This is a genomic window from Streptomyces albiflavescens (genome assembly GCF_014645835.1).
Lineage (GTDB): Bacteria > Actinomycetota > Actinomycetes > Streptomycetales > Streptomycetaceae > Streptomyces > Streptomyces albiflavescens.
In genome coordinates this window covers 743994-766338 of record NZ_BMMM01000001.1, presented here as the reverse complement: position 1 = coordinate 766338, position 22345 = coordinate 743994, and the positions used below count along the sequence as shown (strand labels likewise).

At 70.0% G+C, this 22345-nt stretch carries 21 protein-coding genes; 11 read left to right on the top strand and 10 right to left on the bottom strand.

Features of this window, described 5'->3' with window-relative positions; genetic code table 11:
• Positions 1-294: 294 nt before the first annotated feature.
• Positions 295-1035 (bottom strand): IS701 family transposase, encoded by a 741-nt coding sequence (locus IEY95_RS03255; RefSeq protein WP_189184260.1) that lies wholly within the window; start codon positions 1033-1035, stop codon positions 295-297.
• Positions 1036-1244: 209 nt separating this feature from the next.
• On the opposite strand from IEY95_RS03255, the gene IEY95_RS51180 reads away from it, so the two are divergent.
• The 4 genes from IEY95_RS51180 to IEY95_RS03240 are packed head-to-tail and all read left to right on the top strand — an operon-like array spanning position 1245 to position 5237.
• Positions 1245-1358, top strand: a complete 114-nt coding sequence (locus IEY95_RS51180) for a hypothetical protein (protein ID WP_505992810.1) — start codon at positions 1245-1247, stop codon at positions 1356-1358.
• A 50-nt stretch (positions 1359-1408) separates the two neighbouring features.
• Positions 1409-3139, top strand: coding sequence for a sensor histidine kinase (locus tag IEY95_RS03250; protein WP_189184259.1), 1731 nt, complete (start codon positions 1409-1411; stop codon positions 3137-3139).
• A complete protein-coding gene (locus IEY95_RS03245) occupies positions 3127-3774 on the top strand; it encodes a response regulator transcription factor (RefSeq protein ID WP_189184258.1) in 648 nt (215 codons plus the stop codon). The genes IEY95_RS03250 and IEY95_RS03245 overlap by 13 nt, the downstream gene beginning before the upstream one ends.
• A 23-nt stretch (positions 3775-3797) precedes the next feature.
• Positions 3798-5237 carry a sensor histidine kinase gene (locus IEY95_RS03240; protein WP_189184257.1) on the top strand — a complete coding sequence of 480 codons (1440 nt, stop codon included), beginning with the start codon at positions 3798-3800 and terminating at the stop codon, positions 5235-5237.
• Here the strand turns inward: IEY95_RS03240 and IEY95_RS03235 are convergent.
• On the bottom strand, positions 5227-6744 hold the full coding sequence (locus tag IEY95_RS03235; protein ID WP_189184256.1) for a TRAP transporter substrate-binding protein: 1518 nt from the start codon (positions 6742-6744) through the stop codon (positions 5227-5229). The genes IEY95_RS03240 and IEY95_RS03235 overlap by 11 nt on opposite strands.
• A 193-nt stretch (positions 6745-6937) precedes the next feature.
• Between IEY95_RS03235 and IEY95_RS03230 the strand changes: the two genes are divergently transcribed.
• Positions 6938-7924, top strand: coding sequence for a TolB-like translocation protein (locus tag IEY95_RS03230; RefSeq protein WP_189184255.1), 987 nt, complete (start codon positions 6938-6940; stop codon positions 7922-7924).
• 298 nt (positions 7925-8222) lie between these two features.
• On the opposite strand, the gene IEY95_RS03225 is transcribed toward IEY95_RS03230, so the two are convergent.
• From IEY95_RS03225 to IEY95_RS03215, 3 genes are all read right to left on the bottom strand, one after another.
• The gene (locus IEY95_RS03225) at positions 8223-8501 is read right to left on the bottom strand and encodes a hypothetical protein (RefSeq protein ID WP_189184254.1); all 279 of its coding nucleotides are present in this window, start codon (positions 8499-8501) and stop codon (positions 8223-8225) included.
• A 38-nt stretch (positions 8502-8539) separates the two neighbouring features.
• Positions 8540-8692 carry a hypothetical protein gene (locus IEY95_RS03220; RefSeq protein WP_189184253.1) on the bottom strand — a complete coding sequence of 51 codons (153 nt, stop codon included), beginning with the start codon at positions 8690-8692 and terminating at the stop codon, positions 8540-8542.
• A gap of 357 nt (positions 8693-9049) precedes the next feature.
• The gene (locus tag IEY95_RS03215; protein ID WP_189184252.1) at positions 9050-9325 is read right to left on the bottom strand and encodes a hypothetical protein; all 276 of its coding nucleotides are present in this window, start codon (positions 9323-9325) and stop codon (positions 9050-9052) included.
• A gap of 542 nt (positions 9326-9867) precedes the next feature.
• On the opposite strand from IEY95_RS03215, the gene IEY95_RS03210 reads away from it, so the two are divergent.
• Both IEY95_RS03210 and IEY95_RS03205 read left to right on the top strand, forming a co-directional pair.
• Positions 9868-10764, top strand: a complete 897-nt coding sequence (locus IEY95_RS03210) for an RNA-guided endonuclease InsQ/TnpB family protein (protein WP_229702532.1) — start codon at positions 9868-9870, stop codon at positions 10762-10764.
• Positions 10765-11170: 406 nt separating this feature from the next.
• A complete protein-coding gene (locus tag IEY95_RS03205) occupies positions 11171-11776 on the top strand; it encodes a hypothetical protein (protein ID WP_229702531.1) in 606 nt (201 codons plus the stop codon).
• 64 nt (positions 11777-11840) lie between these two features.
• On the opposite strand, the gene IEY95_RS03200 is transcribed toward IEY95_RS03205, so the two are convergent.
• The 3 genes from IEY95_RS03200 to IEY95_RS03190 all read right to left on the bottom strand — a co-directional run bounded on the left by IEY95_RS03200 (position 11841) and on the right by IEY95_RS03190 (position 17387).
• Positions 11841-13184: an esterase-like activity of phytase family protein gene (locus tag IEY95_RS03200; RefSeq protein WP_189184250.1), complete on the bottom strand. Its 1344-nt coding sequence runs from the start codon at positions 13182-13184 to the stop codon at positions 11841-11843.
• Positions 13185-13272: 88 nt separating this feature from the next.
• Positions 13273-14535: an SWIM zinc finger family protein gene (locus tag IEY95_RS03195; protein ID WP_189184249.1), complete on the bottom strand. Its 1263-nt coding sequence runs from the start codon at positions 14533-14535 to the stop codon at positions 13273-13275.
• A complete protein-coding gene (locus IEY95_RS03190; protein WP_189184248.1) occupies positions 14532-17387 on the bottom strand; it encodes an SCO1167/SCO6262 family helicase in 2856 nt (951 codons plus the stop codon). The genes IEY95_RS03195 and IEY95_RS03190 overlap by 4 nt, the downstream gene beginning before the upstream one ends.
• A 245-nt stretch (positions 17388-17632) precedes the next feature.
• Between IEY95_RS03190 and IEY95_RS03185 the strand changes: the two genes are divergently transcribed.
• Together IEY95_RS03185 and IEY95_RS03180 are read left to right on the top strand one after the other, a co-directional pair.
• Positions 17633-18688 (top strand): fatty acid desaturase family protein, encoded by a 1056-nt coding sequence (locus tag IEY95_RS03185; RefSeq protein WP_189184247.1) that lies wholly within the window; start codon positions 17633-17635, stop codon positions 18686-18688.
• A 103-nt stretch (positions 18689-18791) separates the two neighbouring features.
• Positions 18792-18974: a tail-anchor membrane protein gene (locus IEY95_RS03180; RefSeq protein WP_151473737.1), complete on the top strand. Its 183-nt coding sequence runs from the start codon at positions 18792-18794 to the stop codon at positions 18972-18974.
• A 4-nt stretch (positions 18975-18978) separates the two neighbouring features.
• Here IEY95_RS03180 and IEY95_RS03175 read toward each other — a convergent pair whose 3' ends face one another.
• Positions 18979-20367, bottom strand: a complete 1389-nt coding sequence (locus IEY95_RS03175; protein WP_189184246.1) for a tannase/feruloyl esterase family alpha/beta hydrolase — start codon at positions 20365-20367, stop codon at positions 18979-18981.
• Between the two features lie 564 nt (positions 20368-20931).
• On the opposite strand from IEY95_RS03175, the gene IEY95_RS03170 reads away from it, so the two are divergent.
• On the top strand, positions 20932-21417 hold the full coding sequence (locus IEY95_RS03170; RefSeq protein WP_189184245.1) for a hypothetical protein: 486 nt from the start codon (positions 20932-20934) through the stop codon (positions 21415-21417).
• Between the two features lie 77 nt (positions 21418-21494).
• On the opposite strand, the gene IEY95_RS03165 is transcribed toward IEY95_RS03170, so the two are convergent.
• Positions 21495-21752: a hypothetical protein gene (locus IEY95_RS03165; protein ID WP_189184244.1), complete on the bottom strand. Its 258-nt coding sequence runs from the start codon at positions 21750-21752 to the stop codon at positions 21495-21497.
• 56 nt (positions 21753-21808) lie between these two features.
• Between IEY95_RS03165 and IEY95_RS03160 the strand changes: the two genes are divergently transcribed.
• Positions 21809-22057, top strand: a complete 249-nt coding sequence (locus tag IEY95_RS03160; RefSeq protein ID WP_229702530.1) for a hypothetical protein — start codon at positions 21809-21811, stop codon at positions 22055-22057.
• Positions 22058-22345 lie beyond the last annotated feature (288 nt).

Below are 22345 nucleotides of genomic sequence, written 5' to 3'. Positions count from 1 at the left end.
TGCTGCCCGGCGGATTCGTGAGGCCCGTACCCGCCTTCCGACGGGTCCGGGCCTCACGGTCTCCTTCTGCGGATCTCTGCGCGGAATACTCCGGAATCATGCGATCCATCGGCCAATACTCCAGCCGGACTTCGGTATTTGTGCTGATCAGCGGCCTGGTGGCGGGGAGTTTAGCCGGGGCGTCACGTGCGTGTGAGGGCCTTCTCCATCTGGTGCCGGCGAACAGGTAGTCGCGTCGCATGTAGTGGCAGTGGCGGGCGCGTGACTGGTGACGTCGCCTCCACCGTGACCAGTTCACGGCGTGATCACGGCATTCTCGGGGCGGAGGGCCAGTTGCCAGGAGACGGCGGATCTCGGCCGGTGTGAGGTCCACGAGGTCGGGAGCGTCGTCGTCACGACCCCCTTTTCGCGCTCCAGGGTGGCCATGGCGGCGAGGAAGGCATGGGCGAGCATGGCGAGGGTGATGTGCCGGTACCAGCTGGTGTAACGGCGAACCTCGTACTCGTCGAGGCCGCACTCGTTCGTGGCGGTCTGGAAGCACTCCTCGATCTTCCAGCGGCACCCGGCAATCCGGACGAGGTCCACGAGAGTGGCGTCGAGCGGAGCGCTGGCCAGGTAGTAGGCGATCTCGTCAGGGTTGGAGATGCTGCGGCAGGCAAGCATCCACCGCCTGCGGGTGGGCTCGTCACCATCGCGTTCCCGGACGACGGGCAGGAGGGCGCCGGCCCAGTCGTAGAAGCGTTCGCCCTTCGCTCCGGGGCCGACGGACAAGCGTTGCCAGGCCTCCGGCGGCGCCTCGCGGCGGAAGCGGTCCTCGATGCGCGGGCCGTGGACCTGCTGGGACTTGGGCACGGCCACGACGTAGTAAAGCTGAAGGTCTTCGATGAAGCGTCGGAAGCGGCTGTCCTGGCCGTAGGCGGCGTCCGCAGTGACCCACCGGAATTGGAGTGGGGAGGCATGGGCCCGGCGGACCATGTCCCGGGCGAGGTGGCTCTTGGTGGCGAAGACACGGTGGGTGCGTGGGTCGTGACGCATGCGGACCAGCACGATTGTGTGCAGCGCGCGGTTGGCCTGCCGAGCTCGGCGCGGACGCCAACGACCTGGACGTGTCCCTGGTCATCCTCGACTCGCCGTACCGGGAGGTCACCGGCCCTGGAGTACTCCGCAATCACCGCTGCGATAGTCCGTGCGAAGCGATCTGGGTCTTCATCCCGGAGTGCGTACTGGGGCGCTGATGGGCGCAGATGCTGCACAATCAGAGCGCGCTGCGGCTGAGGGCGCGGCTGCTGTTCACGCCGGGGGTGGTGGTGACGAGCGTGCTGCACCAGCTGGACGTGGCTGCCCCGGCGGCCCCTTGAAGGCGGCAGACACCGCCGCTATACCAGTGCCATCGGGGGGAGGCGTGCGCATGCGGATGAGGGTGCGCGCACGGGTGCTCGCGTGGTGGGCGGTGCTGCTCGCGGGCCTGGGGCTGGGCTTGGTGACGATGCGGATCGCGACGGAGGCACCCGGCTACGGGCTCGCCGACGGCGGGTTGCCGGTGGGGGCGGAACTACTCGCGGGGTGCGGCCTGATGCTGGCGGGTTTGTTCTCCGTAGCGCGGAGGCCGCGGGCATCGTTCGGCCCGCTGTTGGTGGCGGCCGGGTTCGCGTGGTTTCTCGTGGAGTGGAACAGCGCCGGGGTGTCCTCGTCCGTCGTGTTCACCGTCGGGCTGGCGCTGTACGCGGCGTGCCCACCACTGGTCGGGCACGCGCTGCTCGTGTACCCGGACCGGCGGTTGCCCGGGGTGGACAGAGTGGTGGCCGGAGTTGGTTATCTCACGACGGTCGGGGCCTTGGGCGTACTCCCTGCCCTGGTATTCGGTCCTGCGACGCAGGGCTGCTCCGCGTGCGCGGCGAACCTGCTCATGGTCGTGGACGGTCCGTTCACCCCGGTGAACCGGGTCGGGGTGTGGCTGGCCGGTGCCGGGGTGGCGCTGTTGGCCTTGTGGTGCGGCGGGCGGCTGGTACAGGCCTCGGCGGTGCTGCGTCGGAGGGTGGTGCCGGTCGTGGTGCCGGGCCTGGTGTATCTCGGCCTGGTGGTCGCCGATGACGTGCATGCGCTGGGCCGGGGATTCGTGAGCAACGATCCGCTGGACCGCGGGCTCTGGCTCGGGCAGGCCGCCGCCCTCGTCGCCGTCGCCGCCGGCACCTGCTGGGAGTGGCTACGGGCCCAGCGCACCCGTACGAGGCTGGCCAGGTTGGTGATCGAGGCGGGGGGCACCCCGCGGGCGGGCGGGCTGGTGGGTGTGCTCGCCGAGTTGCTGGGCGATCCGTCGCTCGCCGTGTTGTATCCCGTCTCCGACGGCCGCCAGGTCGACGCCGACGGACGGGCGGTGGCGGTGGACACCGGCCGGGAAGTGACCCGGCTGGTGCGGCGCGGTGCTGTGGTCGCCTCGCTGGTGCACCGGCCCCGGCTGCTCGAGGGTCTCGGCATTGCCGACGACATCGCCCGTACGGTCCGGCTGGCGCTGGACAACGAGCGGCTGCGGGCGGAGACCCGGGCGCAGCTGGCGGACCTGCGGGAGTCGCGGGCCCGGATCGTGGCACTGCGGGACGCCGAACGGCGCCGGCTGGAGCGGGACCTGCACGACGGGGCGCAACAGCGCCTTGTGGCGCTGGCGCTGGCGATCCGGCTCGCAACGCTGCGGGCCGACGACCAGGACCTGGCCGACCGGCTGACGCGCGCGGAGTCGGAGGTGCAGGCCGCGCTGGCCGATCTTCGTACCCTCGCACACGGGCTATACCCGGCGGCGCTCGCGGAGGAGGGGCTCGACGCCGCACTCGGCGTTCTCGCCGAAGGCGCCGCGATCCCGGTCACGGTCGCCACGGCAGCAACGGGCCGCTGCGTCCCGGCCGTCGAGCTCGCGGGCTACCTGGTGGTGGCGACGGCGGTCGGGCACAGCGCCTGTCGCCGGGCCGACGTTCGGGTGGACGGCGCGGACGGGAGGCTGGTGGTGGAGGTCGAGACGGATGCCGGCCCGCCCGGGGAGCTGGGCAGGGTGCAGGACCGTGTCGGCGCCCTAGACGGTCGGCTGACGCTGGCGGGCACGCCGGACGGCGGGACCCTGATCCGTGTGGAGCTGCCATGCGCATCGTGATCGCCGACGACGAGGTCCTGCTACGTGAAGGCCTTGCGCGGCTGCTCGCCGAGACCGGGCACGACGTGGTGGACACTGTCGGCGATGCGAACGCCCTGCTGCGGGCGGTCGAACGTGAGAGCCCCGAAGTTGTAGTGGCCGACATCCGAATGCCGCCGACCCATACCGACGAGGGGCTGGTGGCTGCCGCGGCCATCGGTGAGACACACCCCGGGGTCGGTGTGCTCGTGCTGTCGCACTACCTGGATTCCCGGTACGCCCTGCGGCTGCTCGAACAGCTTCCCGAGCGTGCCGGATATCTGCTCAAGGAGCGGGTGTCCGATGTGGCGGTGCTGCTGGACGCCCTGCAGCGGATCGCGGAGGGCGAGTGCGTGATCGATCCGACGATCGTGTCGCGGCTCATGGCGAAGAAGCGGGCGGCCGGGCCCCTGGACCGGCTGAGTGCGCGGGAGCGCGAGGTCCTGACACTGATGGCGCAGGGCCATTCCAACGGAGGTATCGCGGCCCAGCTGTTCCTCAGCCAGCGGACCGTCGAGGCACATGTCGCGCATATCTTCACCAAACTGGGCGTGCCGGAGTCGGCGGACTACCACCGGCGGGTGCTTGCCGTGCTGTTCCTGCTGCGGGGGTTGTGATCTCCGGCGGCGGCGCGGCCGTCATGGACCTCGGTGTCGGGCTCGCGTTCCTGGCCGCCGGGCTCGTGGTCGCGCCGCGGCGGCGCACGCCGGTCGCCGCGCTGATGATCGCGACGGGCGGATCGTGGCTGGCCGGTGATCTGGGCGCCGGCGTCGCGCTCTTACACCGGGGGCCGCTCGTACATCTGCTGCTGAGCTATCCGGAGGGCCGGCTGCGCAGGCCCGCGCTCCGCGTGGTCGTGGCGCTGGCGTACGCCGATGCCCTTGCCTATCCACTCGCCCGCTCGGAGCCAGTGACGATCGCGCTCGCGCTGACGGTGGTGGCGGCCGCGGGCACCCGTGTCGCGCGTACGAACCTCTCCGGGCGCCGGTCGTGCGCGCTCGCCCTGGCGGCGGCCACCTCCGTCATGCTGGCACCGGCGGCGGGGGCGGTGGCGCGGCTGGCCGGTGAGCCGCACAACCGGTCGGCGCTGTGGGCGTACGAGGCGGCTCTCGTCGGCTGCGCGGTGGCGCTCGCCGCCGATCTGCGCTGGCGCCGCCGAAGTGATGCGCTCACCGGGCTGGTGATCGACCTCGGTGATCTCGAAGAGGGCGGCACCCTTCGGGAGAAGCTCGCCGACGCGCTGCGAGACCCGGCGCTGACGGTCGGGTACTGGCTTGCGGAGACCGGCGGCTACGTCGACGAGTCCGGGCTCCCCGTCGATCCTGCCGATGCGGCGCCGGGGACGGCGGTCACGGCGCTGGAGGAGGATGGGGCGCGGGTCGGGGTGCTGCTGCACGACAGTGCCGTGCTCGACGATCCCGACCTGGTGCGATCGGTCGCGGCGATCGTCCGGCTCGCGCTGGTGAACGCCCGGCTGCAGGCGCAGGTACGGGCCCGGGTCGCCGAGGTCGAGGCCTCCCGTCGCCGTATCGTGGCCGCGGCGGACGATGAGCGTGACCGGCTGGAGCGTGAGCTCGCCGAGGGCGCTCAGCGGCGGCTCGGCCTCGTCGCGGAGCTGCTCGACGACGCACCGGACGGGATCCCCGGCCAGGTGCGCGCCGCCCGCACCCAGCTCCGGGAGTTCGCCCGCGGCGTCCACCCGCGCACCCTGACCGAGTCCGGCCTCGCGGCGGCGCTGGACGAGCTGGCCCGGGAAGCGCCGCTGCCGGTGCGATCCGCGGTCAGAGGGCGTCCGCTTCCGCCGGCGCTCGCGGCCACCGTGTACTTCGTGGTCTCGGAGGCGCTGGCGAACACTGTCAAGCACGCGCTCGCCACGGCGGCGCGGGTCACGGTCACCGTCGCCGAGGGCGTCGTCATCGTCGAGGTGGCCGACGACGGAGTCGGCGGTGTCGACCCGGCGCGCGGTTCCGGGCTGCGGGGCCTGGCGGACCGGGTCGACGTGCAGGGCGGGACCCTGGACGTCGACAGCCCGGCCGGCCAGGGCACCCGGATACGCGCCCGACTGCCTGTCACCCCGTGAAGGCCGCCGCAGGTGGCGGGCACTTCCGGCTGAGGAGACCGTCGTCAGGAGTGTTGCTGATCCGCCGCCACGGCTTGACCCAGAACGGCGTCGGCGAGACCTGGCCCTTGACGCCGGAGAGCGTCAGGAGGTCGCGGTACGCGCTCCACCGGAAGACGAAACGCTCGCCGAATTGGTTCGCGGCGTGATTCGGGCTGGTCCCTCCGCCGCCCCCGACCGTCAACGTCAGCTGCCGGTCCCGCACGGTGAACTCACCGTAGGCCCAGACGCAGGCCTCTGTGTTCTCGGTGGTGAACGCGAAGTGGCCCTTGGCGAAGACGAGCCTAAAGTCGCCCCAGTTCTGCGGCTTGACCTCATCGCCCGCGGCGCCCGCCGCGACCAGCTCGTCCTCGGACGTCGTCATCTTGTACGCCCCATCAAGTCCGCTTCGCTCGGTGGGTGAGCGATCGGCGCCCTGGCCCTCGCACGAGGGGATCTCCGCATCCCGGGCCGCCTTGGTGCCGTGTCGCAAGGCTCGGATGCGGTCCAGGTACCCGCGGGTCCGGGCGTCTTGGCGCAGCCACGCATAGACAGGGTCGACGGCCTTGCGTAGACGGGCGAGCTGGGCAGCGGTGGTGTTCTCGAACCGCACCCGGCCGCGCCGGCACAGGGCCTCGGTGCCTTCGTCGGCCTCCGCCTGGCGCATCTCCGTGGTCATGGACTCGACCGCGGTGTGCGCGGCCCGGCGCAGGTCGCCGCGCTGGTCACCGCTGAGCGCCCGCAGGTGCTTCGGGTTGCCGACGACGACCGCCGGCCGCGGCCACAGGTTCACGTTCGCCGTGATCGATTCCGCGGCGACGTCGTACTGGTCCAGCGCCACGTTCAGCACCTGATGCTCCACACCGTCGAGTCCGGCGATCGACGCCCCGTAGAAGGCGCGCGGTACGGGCCGCGCCCCGAGGGTGCGCAAGGTGCGGGCGGCGACCGCCGAGGTCGCGGCTCCGATCTTCGCACCGCGGTAGTCCTCCGGCCCGCGCAAGAACCGGGTGATCCCGACGGGTTTGCGCATCGGCCCGGGCAGTATGCCGATCTCCTCGACGCCGGCCTTGCGGACCCCTTTGAGCATCGTCGCGGCGATATCGCCGTCCAGCACCTTCTGCTGCAGCGCGTAGCTGTCCACGGCCAGCGGCGCGACCAGCGCGTCGAAGTCGGACACACCGGCGCCGTGCCAGGCGCGTACGGGCACCACCGCCAGGTCGTAACGGCCATCTCTGACCGCGCGGATGAGGTCCGCCTCGCCGGACTCCCCGTGCTTCGAATGGATCCGGTCGATGCGCAGCTCCCCCTCGGAGACCTCGCCGACCGCCTGGATGAACGGCTCCACCTCGTCGAGCCCACTGAACATTCTCAGAACCGTGGGCCGCGGCCCGCTGCCGCCGCCCGCCTTGTCCACCGAACCACCGCATCCACTGGCGACCAGCAGTGCGGTCACGGCGCCCAGCCCCGCCCACAGACGTCTGTTCCGCATGGCGACCCCCTCCGTTGACCCCGAAGGTAGGCGGCGCCGATGCCTGCCCGCATCGGGCAGCACACCCGAAACCGCACCCCGACCGTACGTGCCGGCACGTATTCCCGTCACCGGCGGCCGCGCGCCCGCCCCGATTCCGCCGCGTGCCGCCGCTCCTAGGGTCCTTGGTTGCCACTCGAAGGAGGCCACCGACATGAACAAGCTCCGCCCGGCACGGCTCATTTCGACCGCGCTGCTGACCCTAGGCGCCACCGCCGCGCCCCTGTCGGCGTCGTACGCGAACACGGCCGATGACCCGACCGGCCACGTCCTCTTCAGGAAGACCTATCCCCGTGACCGTCAGGCGTACTTCGCCGCGGCCGCGGACGGCGACAGCCAGCGGGTGCTGACCCGGCCGGGCGCGTACTGCTGTCTCCTACGTGTCTCGCCCGACGACCAGCTGATCCTGGTCATGCCCGGCTCCATCACCGAACTGCCCGTCACCGGCGGCACCGTCGGCATCGACGGAACCGGCTACCGGAAGCTCACGCTGACCGACCCGAGCCTGAACCTGGTCCCGCAGGCCTGGTCCCCGGACGGACACCGGATCGCCTACGAAGGCTGGGACTTCGACGACCCCGACCGGACCGGGATCTACACGGCGAGCTACCCCGACGGCACCGACCTCGTACGGGTGACCACCCGTCCCGGATCAGCCCACGACATGCCGCTCGACTTCTCACCCGACGGCAAGCAGTTGGTGTTCTACCGGGCTGCGCGCAGCGAAGACGACGGACCCGCCGACCTCGGCGGCTCCCTATGGGTGGTGAACACCGACGGCACCAACCCGCACCAGATCTCCACCGACGCGGTGCCCCCCAACTGGTGGGCGCGGTGGTCCCCTGACGGCTCCCGAATCCTGTTCGCCAGCGAACGGCTGCAGCCCAGCGGGGCGATCTGGACGGTCGACCCCGACGGCAGCCATGTGACCCGCGTCTTCGCCGACTCCAAGGGCGGCTTCCCGATCGAGCCGACCTGGTCACCGGACGGCGACTGGATCATGTTCGCGCTCGACCCGACGAACGACCAGTTCACCCACCCCGCCAACCGCCTCGTCGCCATCCGGCCCGACGGCAGGGGACTCCGCGTGATCAGCGCCACGCACGACTTCAAGAGCCAGCCCGAGTGGTACGAGGAGTAGGGCGCGCCGCACATTCAGGTTGTCGATAGCGGGTTGCTCATGGCCCTCGGCACTTCGCTGGCGCCGCGGAGAGTCGGTCGACGTACTTCAGCTTGAGGACGTCGGCGGAGCCGTACACGTCCTGCATGACGGCTTTTACGGAGGAGTCCTCCCGCTCAGGTGAGGCGCGCGGGCACGAACTCGGGACAGCTTCGCCCTCCGCTTCCTGGGCTGATCCGCTCCACCTTGGCTCAACGCACGGTGACGGCCACCGTGGTGGCCGGGCCGTTGGTCCAGCCGTAGCGGTGGGTGGTGACCTTCACTGTGATCTTCTGGCCCATGTCGGACCGCTCGGGACGTACGTGGACTTGGTCGCACCGCTGATGGCCGTATCGTTGCGCTTCCACTGGTAGGTGTGTGGGGTCACCGCCGGTGACCAAGTGCAGTGCGCGGCCGTCGGCTTGTAGCCGACCTTCGCGGTGCCGCCGCTGTTGCTCGCCGCGATCTTGCAGGTGACCTTGTGCGTGTAGTCGTCCGAGGCCAGGGTCGCCGCGAAGTCCCGCCGCGGCGGATTCATGAAATAGATCCACTCAGCCACGGGTCCTGCATGGCGTGACGCGCCAGGACCGACCAGCGTCACGGCGCGCTGATCAGCGTCCGGTGACGGTCGAGCTCGGCGAGGCTGCACCCTTCCACCTCGCGCACGCCTACATGATCAGGGCCGCACGGGTAGTGCCCCGAGACCAGCCGCCGGGCGGAGACGAAGACGGTGTCGAAGTAGTTCGCCACGTTGAGCAGCTGGTCCAGCGGAATGCCGGCTGCTGCATCGGTGGCTCGGGCTCCGGCCGGCGCGGGAGCGGCTGCCCGAAGCGTCCGTGATCTCTCCCGCGACGAGCTTGTCGACGACCTGGTTGTGGAACTGGACTATGAGCACGTAGAACTGACTGAGGATCAGGTTCTCGTCGTTGCGCGGATCGCCGATAAGCGGTGTGCCGGTCGGTGTCCTGCGAGGTCCCCCTCGGCGTCAGCGCCAGCCTCCAGAACCCGGTGGCCCGCCGCGGTGCCAGATGCTCCGCCCGAAGCTGCTGTCCTGTGACACGGAATCTTGAGTCCGTGTCACCTTGATGCACACGCTTCGGTCCCCGGCTACGCGTGCCGGATGACGTTGTAGATCGTCTGAGAGGCAGGTGCCGCATGAGGGGTGTTGTTCCAGCCGATCTCCTCGGCTCGTTTCTCGATGGCCTGCCGTGCGGCTTGAGCTGCGGCTTCGTCCTCAAAGAAGGCGATGGCCAGCCCATTGCCAGTCGCAGGATCGATGAGGTGATACGCGCCGTGGACACCGGGCACGGTGGCGGCGGCCTCCAGCACCCAGTCCCGGTCGTCCGTCGGCATCGGTTCCCAAACGGCCACCCTCGCGATCATGCTCTCTCCTTTGTCCACTCGTTGAGACTTCAGGATGAGGCAACCACGGGTGGCAGTGCTCAGCTTTCGGTTACACCGAACGCCGATGTGTGATGTGTGATGTGTGATGTGTGATGTGTTAGGGACCTTGAGCCCTTGCCGTGTCTTCCGGCAGCCCCCAGCTCCGGAGTCGAACGCCGCCCGGTGACCTTCTGACCAGCCCGCTTCAGCTTCGATGACACGATCCCGCGTCCGTCAAGGTCCGGACGGCACGCTCAACATCCGTTGGCACCCGACAGCTGCCGTTGGTCACGGGGCTGTTGAAGCCGCGCGAAGGCATGCAATGAGACAGGGACACGTGTACCGGTGCCCGCATGGCCACCGGGCCCTGATCCACCTTGCCACGGCCGCTGACATGCCCACCGTGCCAAACAGCCCGACGCCGAGGTCAGCGACCTGTACCAGCAGCTTGCCGACGCCGGACTGAGCCTGTCGTTCACCGAGCACGTCACCGCCCGCGCTCCCTACCCGGACAAGCGCACCGCACTACCGTGTCACCGCCGATGCCTGATCTGCTGCTTCCACACGGGCAGCAGTCCGCGCAGCTCAAAGAAATCCGGGCGGTCGACCCCGAGCGGCACGGCCGCTGGTCCTTCTCCAGCCAGCAGGCGACACTGCGCCGTCTCGACAAGGCGATGCAGGCGTTCTTCCGCCGGGTCAAGACCGTCTCGGTCAACCGCGAGGGCAAGCAGTGGTACGTCATCCTCGCCTGTGACTACGTGCCCGCCGGACCGCTCCCCGCCACGGGTGCGGTGACCGGCATCGACATGGGCATAGCCCACTTCCTCACCACGTCCGAGGGCGAGCACCAGCCCAACCCGAGGCACGGCCGCCGCAGCGCAGAAGCTCTCGGCGACGCTCAGCGGGCGCTCAAGGCGTTCCCACGACGCAGACGGGAGAACCGCACCACCAGGCATCGCCGGGCGGTGGAGAGGGTCGCCAGGCTGCACCGCAAAGTCCGGCGGCAGCGTACCGACCACGCACACAAGACCGCGCTGGCGATGGTCCGCACCTACGACGTGATCGCGCACGAGCGCCTGAGCATCGCGAACATGGTCCGCACCACCAAGCCCAAGCCCGACCCCGACATGCCCGGCAGATTCCTGCCCAACGGGGCCGCCGCAAAGGCCGGGCTGAACAAGAGCATCCACGATGCGGGTTGGGGGGTGTTCCTGGGCATCCTCGCGCACAAGGCTGAAAGCGCCGGTCGTGTACTGATCCCGGTGGACCCCCGCAACACCTCCCGCACCTGCCCCGAATGCGGGCACGTGTCCGGCGAGAACCGCACCACCCAAGAGAAGTTCGAGTGCACCCGGTGCGGACACACCGCCAACGCCGACCAGGTCGGTGCACTCAACGTCGCCATCAGGGCCGGGCTGGTCCTTCCCGACGTGGCCTAGCCACCGACAGGAGAAGCTCCCTGGATTTATCCAGGGGGAGGAGTCACGGCATGAGTCCGTATCAACTTCCGCGCGGGGGTCGCGTCATGACCGGTTCGAGGCGACTCTTGACGGTATGGCCATGCCACCCGTACCGCCTCAGCCCCCTCGGCCGCCGGGAGACACGCCGCCTCCTGGAGGTGGTGGTTTTGGCCCTCCGTCCGGAGGCTACGGACCTCCACCCGGCGGCTACGGTCCGCCGCCCGGCGGCTACGGTCCCCCTCCTGATGGCTACGGTCCGCCCTCGCAGGGCGGTGGTTGGCCTCCCGGACAGGGGGACGGGGGCTGGCAGCCGCCGCCTCCTGGATCACCCGGCGGGCCCGGTGGCCATCGAGGTGGAGGGCGGCGCCGCGGCCCCCTGTTCCTCGTGCTCACCGTGATCGTGGCCGTAGGAGCCATCGTGGCCGTGGCCGTGGTGGCCTTCGGCGGTGACGGGAAACAGGACAAGAAGTCGCCCACCGAGAGCACACGCCGCTCACCCAGCCCCTCACTGAGCATCCCGTCCGAACTGCCGTCGCTGCCTTCAGAGGTGCCCAGTGTCGTACCGACACTGCCCTCGGAGGTGCCCAGCGGAGTCGTACCGAGCGATCTGGAATCGCTCTTCCCGACCCTCGCGAACGACGAAGTGCCGTACTACATGCTGAAGAAGGGCGACTGTTTCGACACGTTCGACAGCCTGCCCGGGCAGGCCGCCAAGCGCTCGTGCACCAAGCCGCACGACGCCGAAGTCGTGAAGGTGGCCGAACTCAACGGCAGTTACTCGACCGACTCCGCCCTCAAGAAGGCCGCGTCGGCGCTGTGCGAATCGACACTGGAGCGCAAGGCGGCCAGGCAGCCCGCGGGCACCGTGCTCGGCACCCTGGTGCAGTATCCGGACTCCAGCGGCTACAAGATCGGCATCGACAACGTCGCCTGCAGCCTGGCGGCGGACATCGGCAAAGGCACCCACAAGCTGACCAAGCCACTGAAGTGAGCGCACGCGCGCGCGTGGCCGCCGTTCATCGCCCACGCGCGCGCTGTACGAAAAGTCCCCGAGATCAGATGCCGTGCGGCAGCCGCACGTACGTGACCGTCGTCTCGATCCCGCTGTCCACCAGCCGGCCCTGCGCGTCGAACGCGCCCGCCCCGTCGGTCATCCCGAAGTCGTTGTCGTTGATGAGGGCGAGCGTGTCGTGGTCCACGCGCGCGACGCCCTCGATTTTGCCTGGCACTCCTGCGACCGTGCCCAGGTCCACGACCAGGCGCTTGCGCAGCACCGGAACGCCGGCAGCTGACGGGTCGTCGAGCTGCTCCAGGGAGGGCGACGTCGTGTCGGTGTCCCACGCGTCGCCGAGGATGTCCGCGTCACGCGTGAGCCTCACCAGCTGCAGGCGGGCGGCCTTGTCGGTGCGCTCCTCGACGAGCAACCGGTCACGGCCGACGGCCACCACGGAGGAGATCTTCAGCTCGGACGTGTCGTCCTCGCTCGGGTCGACCACGTTCACCGGGTCGAAGCGGTAGGCGTACTCGGCCGTCACGGCCTGCTTCTTGGGCGAGAAGCGCAGCAGCCGCGTCGTGCGCGAGGCGTCACCCGCGCCGCCGTCCGGCAGCGAGAGCGGGCTCTGCAGGGCCATCACCAGATCACCGCCCGGGAGTTGGGCGAGCCCTTCGAAACCACGGTTGACCTTCCGGTGCAGCAGGATGGCCGGCAGCGCCTCGACCACCGGGTAGTCCGTGCCCGTCAGGTTCAGCCCCTTGGGCACATAGCGCGTGAGTACCTTCCCGCGCGCGGAGACATGGATCAGCGAAGGGCCGTACTCGTCGACGAGCCAGAAGGTGCCGTCCTCGGCCCGCACGATGCCCTCGGTGTCCACGCCGTTCGGGTCGTACGTGAGCGGGGTCTGCGCGTCATAGGAGTACGGCGCTTCGTCGCGCCCCGCCTGGTTGGGCAGACCGCTGACGGGCTTCCCGGAGGACGTGGTGAGCGGGATGGCGTCGAGTACCTCCACCGTGTCGCCGGACACCCTGATCTTCACGATCGCCGGGTCGAAGCCCGGCACCGGGAACGTCCGCCGCTTCTTGCCGTCCACCTTGATCTGGCCGTTGGGCCCGCGGTCGGTGATCGTCCAGAACTCGCCCTTGCGCCCGGCCGGATAGATGTCACTGCCGATTCCCCCGAGGTCCACGCCCCGGTCGTCGGCCACCGTCCCGGGCAGCAGTGCGTTGCTGAACGCGCCCAGAGGGATGTCGCCGAGCGTCGCGGTGCGGGTCACCCGCGGCTGCGACGGGTCGACCGCAGCGCTCGCGGTGCCGGACACCACGAAGGCGGCCAGCACGGCGAGCGGCACACCCGTGGCGACGGATCGGTGGACGCGGCGCCGGCCGACAGCATGCGGGGACATCTGGCCTCCTGGGGCACAAGTTCGTTGACAGCGGCCAGAGTTGGCCCCGGCATCGAACGTGTTGCGACCTGGAGGTGAACTCCGGGCGTCAACCGTTCATCGGGTTTCCTTCCGCCGTGGCGAGCGCCGTTGCCGGATCCTTTGCCGCCGGTCCGGCCGGCACCCAGCGGCCCCGCTCCTTGCGATACGGCCACCACCGCCCGTCGCGCCCCAGACGCAGCTGAGTGGACGCGCCGACCGCCGTCCAGCGGTTGTGTGCGGCGCGGAGCCGCGGCCGCTCGTCCTCGTCCCAGGCGGACTCCAGAGCCGCACGCGCGCGTGCCAGCGATTCCGCCTCCACAGCCCACTCGTCATCGAGGACGGACAGTGCGGCCGCACCCCCGTACCGCCACGCACGTATGGCGTGTTGCAGCTCCTCGCGATCGCGTCCCGAACCCTCGGCGAGGCGCTGGGCGATCGCCTTCTCCGGACCGCCCGCGGCCAGCCGGACCGCGTCCTGGCCAGGTGTCAACTCGGCCTCGACCGCACGCTGTCCGTGTCCGGAAACCAGTGCCTCGGCGAGCAGCCGGTACGCCTCGCCCGCGGCGGCGGTCGCGAGGAACTCCACGGAGGCCAGGTCGACTCCGGGCGCGGGCGTGGTCTCCACGTCCAGGGTGGGCGCCTGCGCGGGCTCGGCAGGCAGTTCCGGGAGGGCCGGCAGCGACGGCAGGATGTCCCCGACCGCGTACGCCTCGGCGGCGTCCACACCTTCCCGACTCGTGTCCGGTGGTACCTGGACAGGCGCGCTGCCGCGCTCCTGGAGTTCGTCCAGCAGGCGGCGTTCGCCGCGCCCCCGCATCAACAGCAGAACGAACGGATCCTCGTCCAGCAACCGCGCCATCTGGTAGCAGAGCGCGGCCGTGTGCCCGCAGTGGTCCCAGGCGTCACAGTCGCACTTCGCCTCCAGATCGCCCAGTCCTGGCAGGAGTTCGACTCCGGCGGCCGCCGCGTCCTCGACCAGATGCGGCGGCATGTCGCGATCGAGCAGCGCCGCGATGTGCCCCGCGCGCTCGACGGCCATGTCCAGGAAGTGGTCCCACTGCTCCTCGGACAGCTCCTGAAGCAGGACATCCGCGCGGTGTGCGGTCCGGTCGCGGTCCTGGACGACGGCCGTGATGCGCCCGGGACGCACCGACACGGCGCCCACCGCCCCGGCGCGCGCGAGCCTGCGGCCCGTCTTCACCTGCTCCGAGTCCAACGCCGCGTCTTCCAGGGCCTTCAGCCAGGCCAGACCCCACCACGTCTGCGCGAAACCCCGCCCGTGCGCGGGCGGCAGCGCGGCAAACGTGCGCTCCTCGTTCCGATCCGTCATCGTGCGCCCCCTCGCAGCTCCACCAGGTCGGCCAGTTCCGCATCCGTCAGCTCCGTGAGCGCCGCCTCACCGGTGCCGCCCAGGACGGCGTCGGCCAACTTCTGTTTGCGTCGCAGCATGTCGGCGATGCGGTCCTCGATGGTCCCCTCGGCGATGAGCCGGTGCACTTGGACGGGCCGACTCTGTCCGATGCGGTACGCCCGGTCCGTGGCCTGTGCCTCGACGGCCGGGTTCCACCAGCGGTCGTAGTGCACGACGTGTTCGGCCTGTGTCAGGTTCAGCCCCGTGCCCGCGGCCTTCAACGACAACAGGAAGACGGGGACTTCGCCCTCCTGGAAGCGCCGCACCATCGCTTCGCGCTCGTTGATGGCTGTCCCTCCGTGCAGGAACTGCGTTGGCACCCCGCGCGTCGCCAGGTGCCGCTCGATGAGGCGCGCCATCTGCACGTACTGCGTGAACACCAGAACGCTCGCTCCCTCGGAGAGGATGGTGTCGAGCAGTTCGTCCAGCAGTTCCAGCTTCCCGGACCTGCCCGGGATCTTCGGCCGGTCCTCCTTCAGGAACTGGGCCGGATGGTTGCAGATCTGCTTCAGCCCGGTCAGCAGTTTCACGATCAGACCGCGCCGCGCCATGCTGTCCGCGCCCGAGATCTCCGCGAGGGTTTCGCGCACCATGGCCTCGTACAGACCTGTCTGCTCCTTGGTGAGCGCCACGGCTCGGTCGGTTTCCGTCTTCGGCGGCAGCTCGGGTGCGATGCCCGGGTCCGACTTGCGGCGGCGCAGCAGAAAGGGTCGTACGAGCTGGGCGAGCCGCTCGGCCGCCGCGGGATCCAGGCCGCCCTCGACGGCTTGCGCGTAGTGCGTGCGGAACGTGCCGAGCCTGCCGAGCAGACCTGGTGTCGTCCAGTCGAGGATCGCCCACAGCTCCGAGAGGTTGTTCTCCACCGGGGTGCCGGTGAGCGCCACGCGCGCGCGTGCGCCGATGGTGCGCAGCGCCCGCGCCGTCGCCGAGTAGGGGTTCTTCACATGCTGGGCCTCGTCCGCGACCACCATGCCCCACGCCACCTCGTCGAGCCGGGGCGCGTCGAGCCGCATCGTGCCGTACGTCGTGAGCACGAACTCGCCGGGGGCCAAGCCCTCCAGGCTGCGCCGAGAGCCGTGGAAGCGGCGTACGGGGGCGCCGGGAGCGAACTTCTCGATCTCGCGCTGCCAGTTGCCCATCAGGGAGGCCGGGCAGACCACGAGGGTGGGGCCCGCGGCGGACTCGTCGGTCTGCCGGTGCAGATGCAGGGCGATCAGCGTGATCGTCTTGCCCAGGCCCATGTCATCGGCCAGACAGCCGCCCAGTCCCAAAGAGGTTATCCGGGCCAGCCAGTTGAGCCCCCGCGCCTGGTAGTCCCGCAGCGTCGCGTGGAGCGCGGCGGGCTGTCGGATCGGCTCCTGACCCTCCGGGTCCGCCAGCCGCTCCCGCAGGGTCGCCAGCCATCCCGTAGGACGTACGTCGACCCGGCGGCCGTCGACCTCCGTGGAGCCCGTCAGAACGGCGCTCAGCGCGTCGATGGGCGTGACCTTGCGGTCCTGCTGTGCCTGGGCACGGCGCACCTCGCGGGGATCGACGAGGACCCATTGGTCGCGCAGCCGCACCATGGGCCTGTTCGCCTCGGCCAGCTGGTCCAGCTCCTGGCGAGTGAGCTGCTGATCGCCCACCGCGAACCACCAGTTGAAGGCGAGGAGCGCGTCCGCGGACAGGAACGAGGGCGCGTCCGACGAGAGCTTGTCCGGGCCCTTTCCCTCGTTCGGCGGACCGATGACCGCCCGGGTCGTCAACTTCCGTGCCAGCTCCTTCGGCCAGTGCACATCGACACCGGCGAACGCCAGCGTGCGTGCGGCTTCGCCGAGGAGCTCCGCCACTTCCTCGTCGGCGAGCTCGACGGCATCCGGCACGGCTGCCGAGAGCAGGGGAGCCAGCGGGGGCCAGGCCCGGGCCGCGCGGCGCAGCGCGAGCAAGGCGTCCATCCGCGCGCGTGGGCCGAAGCCCGAGGATCCGGCCCAGACGGCGGAGGCATCCGCCACGAGGGCAGGATCGCTCACGCTGTGCAGCTGCAACACCGCGCGGAACGGCAGCCGCGTCTCGTCCGACACCGCCGACGCCAGCCCCAGCACCTCGACGCGCAGGGAGATCCGTACGTCCGCGTCGTGCACTGCGGCGACATCTGTGGCCCAGGCGCGCTGCTCGGGCACGTGCTGGGGCTCCGGCGCCGCGAAGACCGGACCACCCGCCGCGAGCGCCGCCGCGGGTGAGCGGGGCAGCGCGTCGGCGACCGCGTCCAGGAAGGCATGCAGCAGCCGCTCGGGCTCGGGCAGCCGCAGCGGTTCGGCGCCGTCCACCGGCACCGCGTGTGCGTGGGGCGGCATCGCGGCGGCCAACTCGCGGATCCGCTCCAGGTCCTCCGCGCGCAGCGGACCCGCCCGCCACGCGTCGTGGTCGTCGGCCGTGAGCCCCGGCAGCAGCAGTCCGCGCGCGGCGAACTGCAGGGCGAGCACGGCGGCCGTGCCCCAGAATGCGGTCGCCCGCTGAACCTGTGCGGCGCCGCGCGCGCGCGTGAGGACCGGCAGAGCGGCCCGCACAGGAAGCAGCACGGCGGGCACGGTCAGGAGCTCGACGCCCTCGTCCGCGGGCAGTACGACGGTCAGCTCCTCGGCGGAGCCGGACGCCACCGCGGGAGGGGACTCGCCTTCAGGGCGCCAGAATGCGACGGTGCCGGTACGGGGCGGATCGGCGGGCACGAACACGGCGCAGCAGCGGGCCAGTTCGGAGATCTCGGCGGGGGTTGCCGTGGGAATCCTCTGCACAGCGATGGCGCAATCCTCAAATTTGACTACTGGGGGCCGGGGCGCCGAGGGTACAGCACTCCGGAGGCGGGCGAGCGTGGCCGAGTCATGACGTGGGTCACCTTGCGAGAGGTGTAGCCAACCCCCCTGCCGGTGCGCCGGGAGGCCCCCGCACGGACACGGGTGGTGGCGCCATGGTCGCCGAAGGTCACTGATTCGTACGTTTCATCAGGTCAGCCCGTTCCCCGAGAGACCGGAGACCCGCCATGCCCCAGACTGCCGCAGTCCTCGCGGAACACCCCCCTGGGGCGAGCGTCGGGCAGACCCCCGGAAGCGAGTTCGCGCCCCTCTTGCGCACGGTCAAGGACCGGGGACTCCTGAGGCGGCGCCACGGCTGGTACGCGCGCGAGATCGCCACGAACGCGCTGGCCCTGGCCGCTGTGGTGACCGGCGTCGCCCTGATCGGCAACTCCTGGTGGACGCTGCTCCTCGCCCCGGTCCTCGCCGTCCTCGCCGCCCGAACGGCCTTCATAGGCCACGACGCGGGCCACTCCCAGATCACCGGCAACAAATCCGTCAGCCGCCTGCTCGGCCTGATCCACGGCAACCTGCTCCTGGGGATGAGCTACTCCTGGTGGAACGACAAGCACAATCGCCACCACGCCAACCCGAACCACATCGACAAGGACCCCGACGTCGTCGCCGACGTCCTGGTGTTCACCAGTGAGCAGGCCAAGACCCGGTCCGGCTTCCGGCGCTGGCTCACCCGCAACCAGGCCTGGTTGTTCTTCCCGCTCACCCTCCTCGAAGGCGTCGCCCTGAAGGTCCACGGCTTCCAGGACCTGCGCAGGCAGCCGCCGCGTGAGCGGGCCGCGGAGGCCCTGCTGCTGGTGGCCCACGTCGCCGCTTACGCGACCCTGTTGCTCACCTCCATGTCCCTCGGCAAGGCCCTGGCCTTCGCCGCCCTGCACCAGGCACTGTTCGGGCTGCACCTGGGCATGGCCTTCGCGCCCAACCACAAGGGCATGGAAATGCCCGACCCGGACGGCGAGCGCTGGGGGCATCTGCGTCGCCAAGTGCTCACCTCGCGCAATGTCCGTGGAGCTGTCCTGACGGACTGGTTCCTCGGCGGCCTGAACTACCAGATCGAGCACCATTTGTTCCCCAGCATGCCCCGCCCCCATTTGCGTCTTGCCCAGCCCCTGGTACGCGCGCACTGCCAGGAGTTGGGTATCTCCTACACGGAGACCGGGCTCGTCGACTCCTACCGGCAGGCCCTCCGCCACATGCACGAGGTCGGGGAGCCTCTCAGGGTTGAGTAGGGGGCGCGGCTCAGGGACGTATCAGGGTCGCGGTCCGGAACCGTGGGAGGCAGAGACCCGTTCTCAGGACAGAGAGCGGCAGCAGCCGCGAAGGAGGCGACACATGTCGAAGAACGCGAAGATCGCCGCAGGAGGTGTGGCGGTCGGCCTCATCCTGCTGATCTGGCTGCCCTGGTGGGCCGCCTTCTTGATCGTGCTGGGAGTCCCGGCGGCCGCATACCTCGCGCTGGACCCCTCGCAGCGGCGCAGGCTGCGCCGCGTCACGCGCAAGGAGCTCGGCCGCTGAGGCGTCACCGACCAGGTGCGTCGCCGTCCAGCGCGCAGGAGCCGACCACATCACCGCTCGCGGGCCTGCCGACGGCATGGTCCGCGGGCGGCTGAGCGCCCCGCTCCACCCAGGCGGTGAGGGCGTCGAACGCCGACCGGTAGCAGGGAAGGATCGGTCGCAGTCGCTCTGGATACGTGTCGTACAGCCCGTCGACATGAGTGCCGCCATCAATCACGTAATAGCGGTGCAGCCGTCCTCGCCCGCTCTCGTCGATCATCCGGGCGTACACATCGGAGTCCGCCGCCTTGGGCAGGAGCGCGTCCAGGTCACCGTGCAAGGTGATCAGCGGTCTGCCGATCCGCCCGGTGAGGGCGACCCGGGCCACGGCGCGATGCACGGACGCGGGGCGCGCGGCGTAGTCGTATGTGGCGTCGGAGGCACACGGCGCCAGGATCTGCTCCGCGGTGGATCCGGCCGACGCGCCGGGGCAGCCGACGTCGTACGACGGATCGAACTCGGCCCGGTAGATCTTCTGTGTCACACCCCAGTACGCCTTCTCGTGGTACGGCCACAGGAACTCTGAGCCACGGGCGAAACCCACCCGGTACAGGTCCTCGTCGCCCGCCGATCCGAGCGTCCGGGCCACTGCCGCCGGCAGTGAGGTGAGCAGGCTGGGCCCGTGCGCGGTCCACAGCGCGCCCTCCCAGTCCACGCCGCCGTCGTACAGCTCAGGGTGGTTCTCCAGCTGCCACCGAGTGAGATAGCCGCCGTTGGAGATGCCCGTCATGTACGTCCGCCGCGGTGCGCGGCCATAGCGCTGAGCGACGACCTTCCGGGCAGCCCGGGTGAGTTGCGTCGTCCGCATGTTCCACTCGGCGACGGCATCGCCGGGCCGCCCGCCGTCGCGATAGAAGTCGGGTCCGTTGTTGCCCTTGTCGGTGGCGGCGTATGCGTATCCCTGGGCCAGTACCTGGTCGGAGATCGCCGTGTCGGTCGCGTACTGCCTGCGGGTACCCGGCGCGCCCGTGACCACCAGACCGCCATTCCAGCGGTCGGGAAGCCGGATCACGAACTGCGCGTCGTGCTGCCAGCCATGCGTGCCATTGAAGTACGAACTGTCAGGGAAATACCCGTCGATCTGCACGCCCGGCACCCCGGACGGGTTGCGGGTCCCCCTGGCCGTCAAGCCGGCCTGGTCGGCCATGTCCGTGTAGGGCGTTCCGGCGAGCGCGTACGTGGTCAAGTCACCCAGACAGGCGCTCTGCTGAAACGCCGCCCCGGCCACGTCCACCCTCTCCTGGCGTGCGCAGTGCCCGGCGTCGCCCGCGGCGGACCCGGCCGAGGCAGACCCCGGCACGGTCAACGCCACCAGAGCTGCGGCGAGAAGGGGAACGCCACGGGACACACGCATGACCGACCTCCGTGACACGACGTGAGAGGTGAAGAGAAGCGAAGCGTTGCCTCATGGTGCGCATTCGCCCCGGGGTCGGCCATGGGGCCGGACCACATGGAATGGCAGCGGCATATGGGGGGCGAGACGGTTCGATCGAGGCTGTCATCGAGTCCCGCGCGGTCGTCACAGATGTGGACGGGGGCAACTCATCCCGGGCATCGCGGGGGCTCGGCATCCGGGGATGCAGAAGCAGGGGCGACGCCTCGGCCATCAATTGTTGAAAGGCGCAATCCGTCAAGGGGGTGTTGCCCGTACTGACTAACGAGGCATCTCCTCCTGACAAACGGTCCGCCCACCCCGCCGGCGACCAATTCCCCGTCGGTGGTCTGCGGCATCAGTCAGGCTTCCAGGCCGGCTACCCATCCGGCCTGGGATGAGACAGGACCAGAGCGGCGCATGCCCCGCGACACTCCGGATCGCGCCTGCGAGCGATGCGCCGCAGCCCTGTTCAGGCCGCCTACCAACGGCGACCCCCTCCGGCCAGGGCCTTCTCATCCGTGCACATGAACAGCTGGAGTCGCGATGACCTCCACCCATGCCACCGAAGTTGTCTTGAGGGGACTGGGGGTGGGCTGTGCCGTCGCCAACGCAGTGCTGCACCTGCTCCTCGTGCCCGATCATCTTGAGGAGAAGTTCTACATCGGCTTCCTGTTCGCCGTGGGAAGCGCCGCCATGGTCGTCGTGGCGGTGGCGATCGTCGTTGTGAAACGCCCCTTGACCGCGTGGCTGACCGGGTCGATCGTCAGCCTCGGCATGATCGTCGGCTTTCTGCTCTCGCGTACGGTCGGCCTGCCCGATGGCTACTACGAAGCCGGCTGGGAGCCGCCGTACGGACCCCTGTCACTGTTGGTTGAGGGGCTCTTCGTCCTTGCCTTCCTTGCCTGGCTCGGCGACAGGGCGGCACAGGGTGCCGCCCCCACACTTCCGCTGCTTCCGCACAGGGCGGACCGCGAGCAGGTCCCGCAGGTCCCGCTGGGGCGTGGCGCATCACGACGTGGGTCAGGCTGAGCCGGGGAGCCTCAGCGACTCCCCGTGCCCAGCTCGAGCAGAGGAAGCGAGGGAGGCGTAGCGCACGACGTCGGCGTCTAGTGCTCCTGCTGTTCCGTGCGATTGAGGCCGCGGGCGATCTCCTGGAGGATCTCCTGCTCCGACTTTCCCGTCATGCCGGCCATCTGGCGCAGGAGCAGGGCGCACAGAGCTGTCGCTCCATCTGCGACTTGGTCGAGGTTCCCGTCGGACTCGGCGCGCTCCATCATGTACTTCGTCATGAGGTTGTTGCCGGAGATGTAAGCGGTCATGGCCTCGATGCCGAGGCGCACACGGTCGTAGTCATTTGTTGCCATCGCGCCACCGTTCCACGGTGCGCCGGGTCGCGCCACCGCCTGCTTAAGATCCGGCTGTGGCTGACATCCCCGAAAATTTGATGAAGCTGGAACGTTCCATGGAAGAGCAGCGTGCGAAACTCGCGGGCCTCGCCGGCGACGAGTACCAGGCGCAGTGGCGCCGCTGCCGGAAGGCGTCCGAAAAGTTCCAGGCAGCGGTCGACGAATACGCCTCGCGTGACGACGTGACCATGTCCCGAGACGAGGTGGAACAGGCGGCGAAGGCGGCCGCACGGCACGCCCAGGAGGATCCTGCCGTGGAGTAGCCGAACGCAAGGATGCCCTGCCTCGCGCGTTGAGGTAGGGGCTTGGCACTCTGCAGCAATGAACGGCCGGTGTCTGCCGGGGCTGTGACCGACCGAGCAGGGCCCTTGTTCTTTCCCTCCCTCTCTGCTGCAACTGCGCAGCGCAACTCACCAACGTGCCGAACGTCCGCCTGCCCCGTGGGCAGCGAGGTCTGGCGGCTTTCTCACCTCGGAGAACCACGACGTCGACGAGTCACAGAAAAACCCTTTGCGCACCTGATCGCCGAACCCCGACGATGACGGGCATGA

Excerpts from the sequence above, each read along its gene's own strand:
- IEY95_RS03210 (WP_229702532.1), top strand. The coding sequence starts at position 9,868 with ATGCCTGATCTGCTGCTTCCACACGGGCAGCAGTCCGCGCAGCTCAAA.
- IEY95_RS03215 (WP_189184252.1), bottom strand. The coding sequence starts at position 9,325 with ATGATCGCGAGGGTGGCCGTTTGGGAACCGATGCCGACGGACGACCGG.
- IEY95_RS51180 (WP_505992810.1), top strand. The coding sequence starts at position 1,245 with ATGCTGCACAATCAGAGCGCGCTGCGGCTGAGGGCGCGGCTGCTGTTC.
- IEY95_RS03255 (WP_189184260.1), bottom strand. The coding sequence starts at position 1,035 with ATGCGTCACGACCCACGCACCCACCGTGTCTTCGCCACCAAGAGCCAC.
- IEY95_RS03175 (WP_189184246.1), bottom strand. The coding sequence starts at position 20,367 with ATGCGTGTGTCCCGTGGCGTTCCCCTTCTCGCCGCAGCTCTGGTGGCG.
- IEY95_RS03245 (WP_189184258.1), top strand. The coding sequence starts at position 3,127 with ATGCGCATCGTGATCGCCGACGACGAGGTCCTGCTACGTGAAGGCCTT.
- IEY95_RS03185 (WP_189184247.1), top strand. The coding sequence starts at position 17,633 with ATGCCCCAGACTGCCGCAGTCCTCGCGGAACACCCCCCTGGGGCGAGC.
- IEY95_RS03230 (WP_189184255.1), top strand. The coding sequence starts at position 6,938 with ATGAACAAGCTCCGCCCGGCACGGCTCATTTCGACCGCGCTGCTGACC.
- IEY95_RS03170 (WP_189184245.1), top strand. The coding sequence starts at position 20,932 with ATGACCTCCACCCATGCCACCGAAGTTGTCTTGAGGGGACTGGGGGTG.
- IEY95_RS03250 (WP_189184259.1), top strand. The coding sequence starts at position 1,409 with ATGCGGATGAGGGTGCGCGCACGGGTGCTCGCGTGGTGGGCGGTGCTG.
- IEY95_RS03235 (WP_189184256.1), bottom strand. The coding sequence starts at position 6,744 with ATGCGGAACAGACGTCTGTGGGCGGGGCTGGGCGCCGTGACCGCACTG.
- IEY95_RS03180 (WP_151473737.1), top strand. The coding sequence starts at position 18,792 with ATGTCGAAGAACGCGAAGATCGCCGCAGGAGGTGTGGCGGTCGGCCTC.
- IEY95_RS03195 (WP_189184249.1), bottom strand. The coding sequence starts at position 14,535 with ATGACGGATCGGAACGAGGAGCGCACGTTTGCCGCGCTGCCGCCCGCG.
- IEY95_RS03200 (WP_189184250.1), bottom strand. The coding sequence starts at position 13,184 with ATGTCCCCGCATGCTGTCGGCCGGCGCCGCGTCCACCGATCCGTCGCC.
- IEY95_RS03165 (WP_189184244.1), bottom strand. The coding sequence starts at position 21,752 with ATGGCAACAAATGACTACGACCGTGTGCGCCTCGGCATCGAGGCCATG.
- IEY95_RS03240 (WP_189184257.1), top strand. The coding sequence starts at position 3,798 with ATGGACCTCGGTGTCGGGCTCGCGTTCCTGGCCGCCGGGCTCGTGGTC.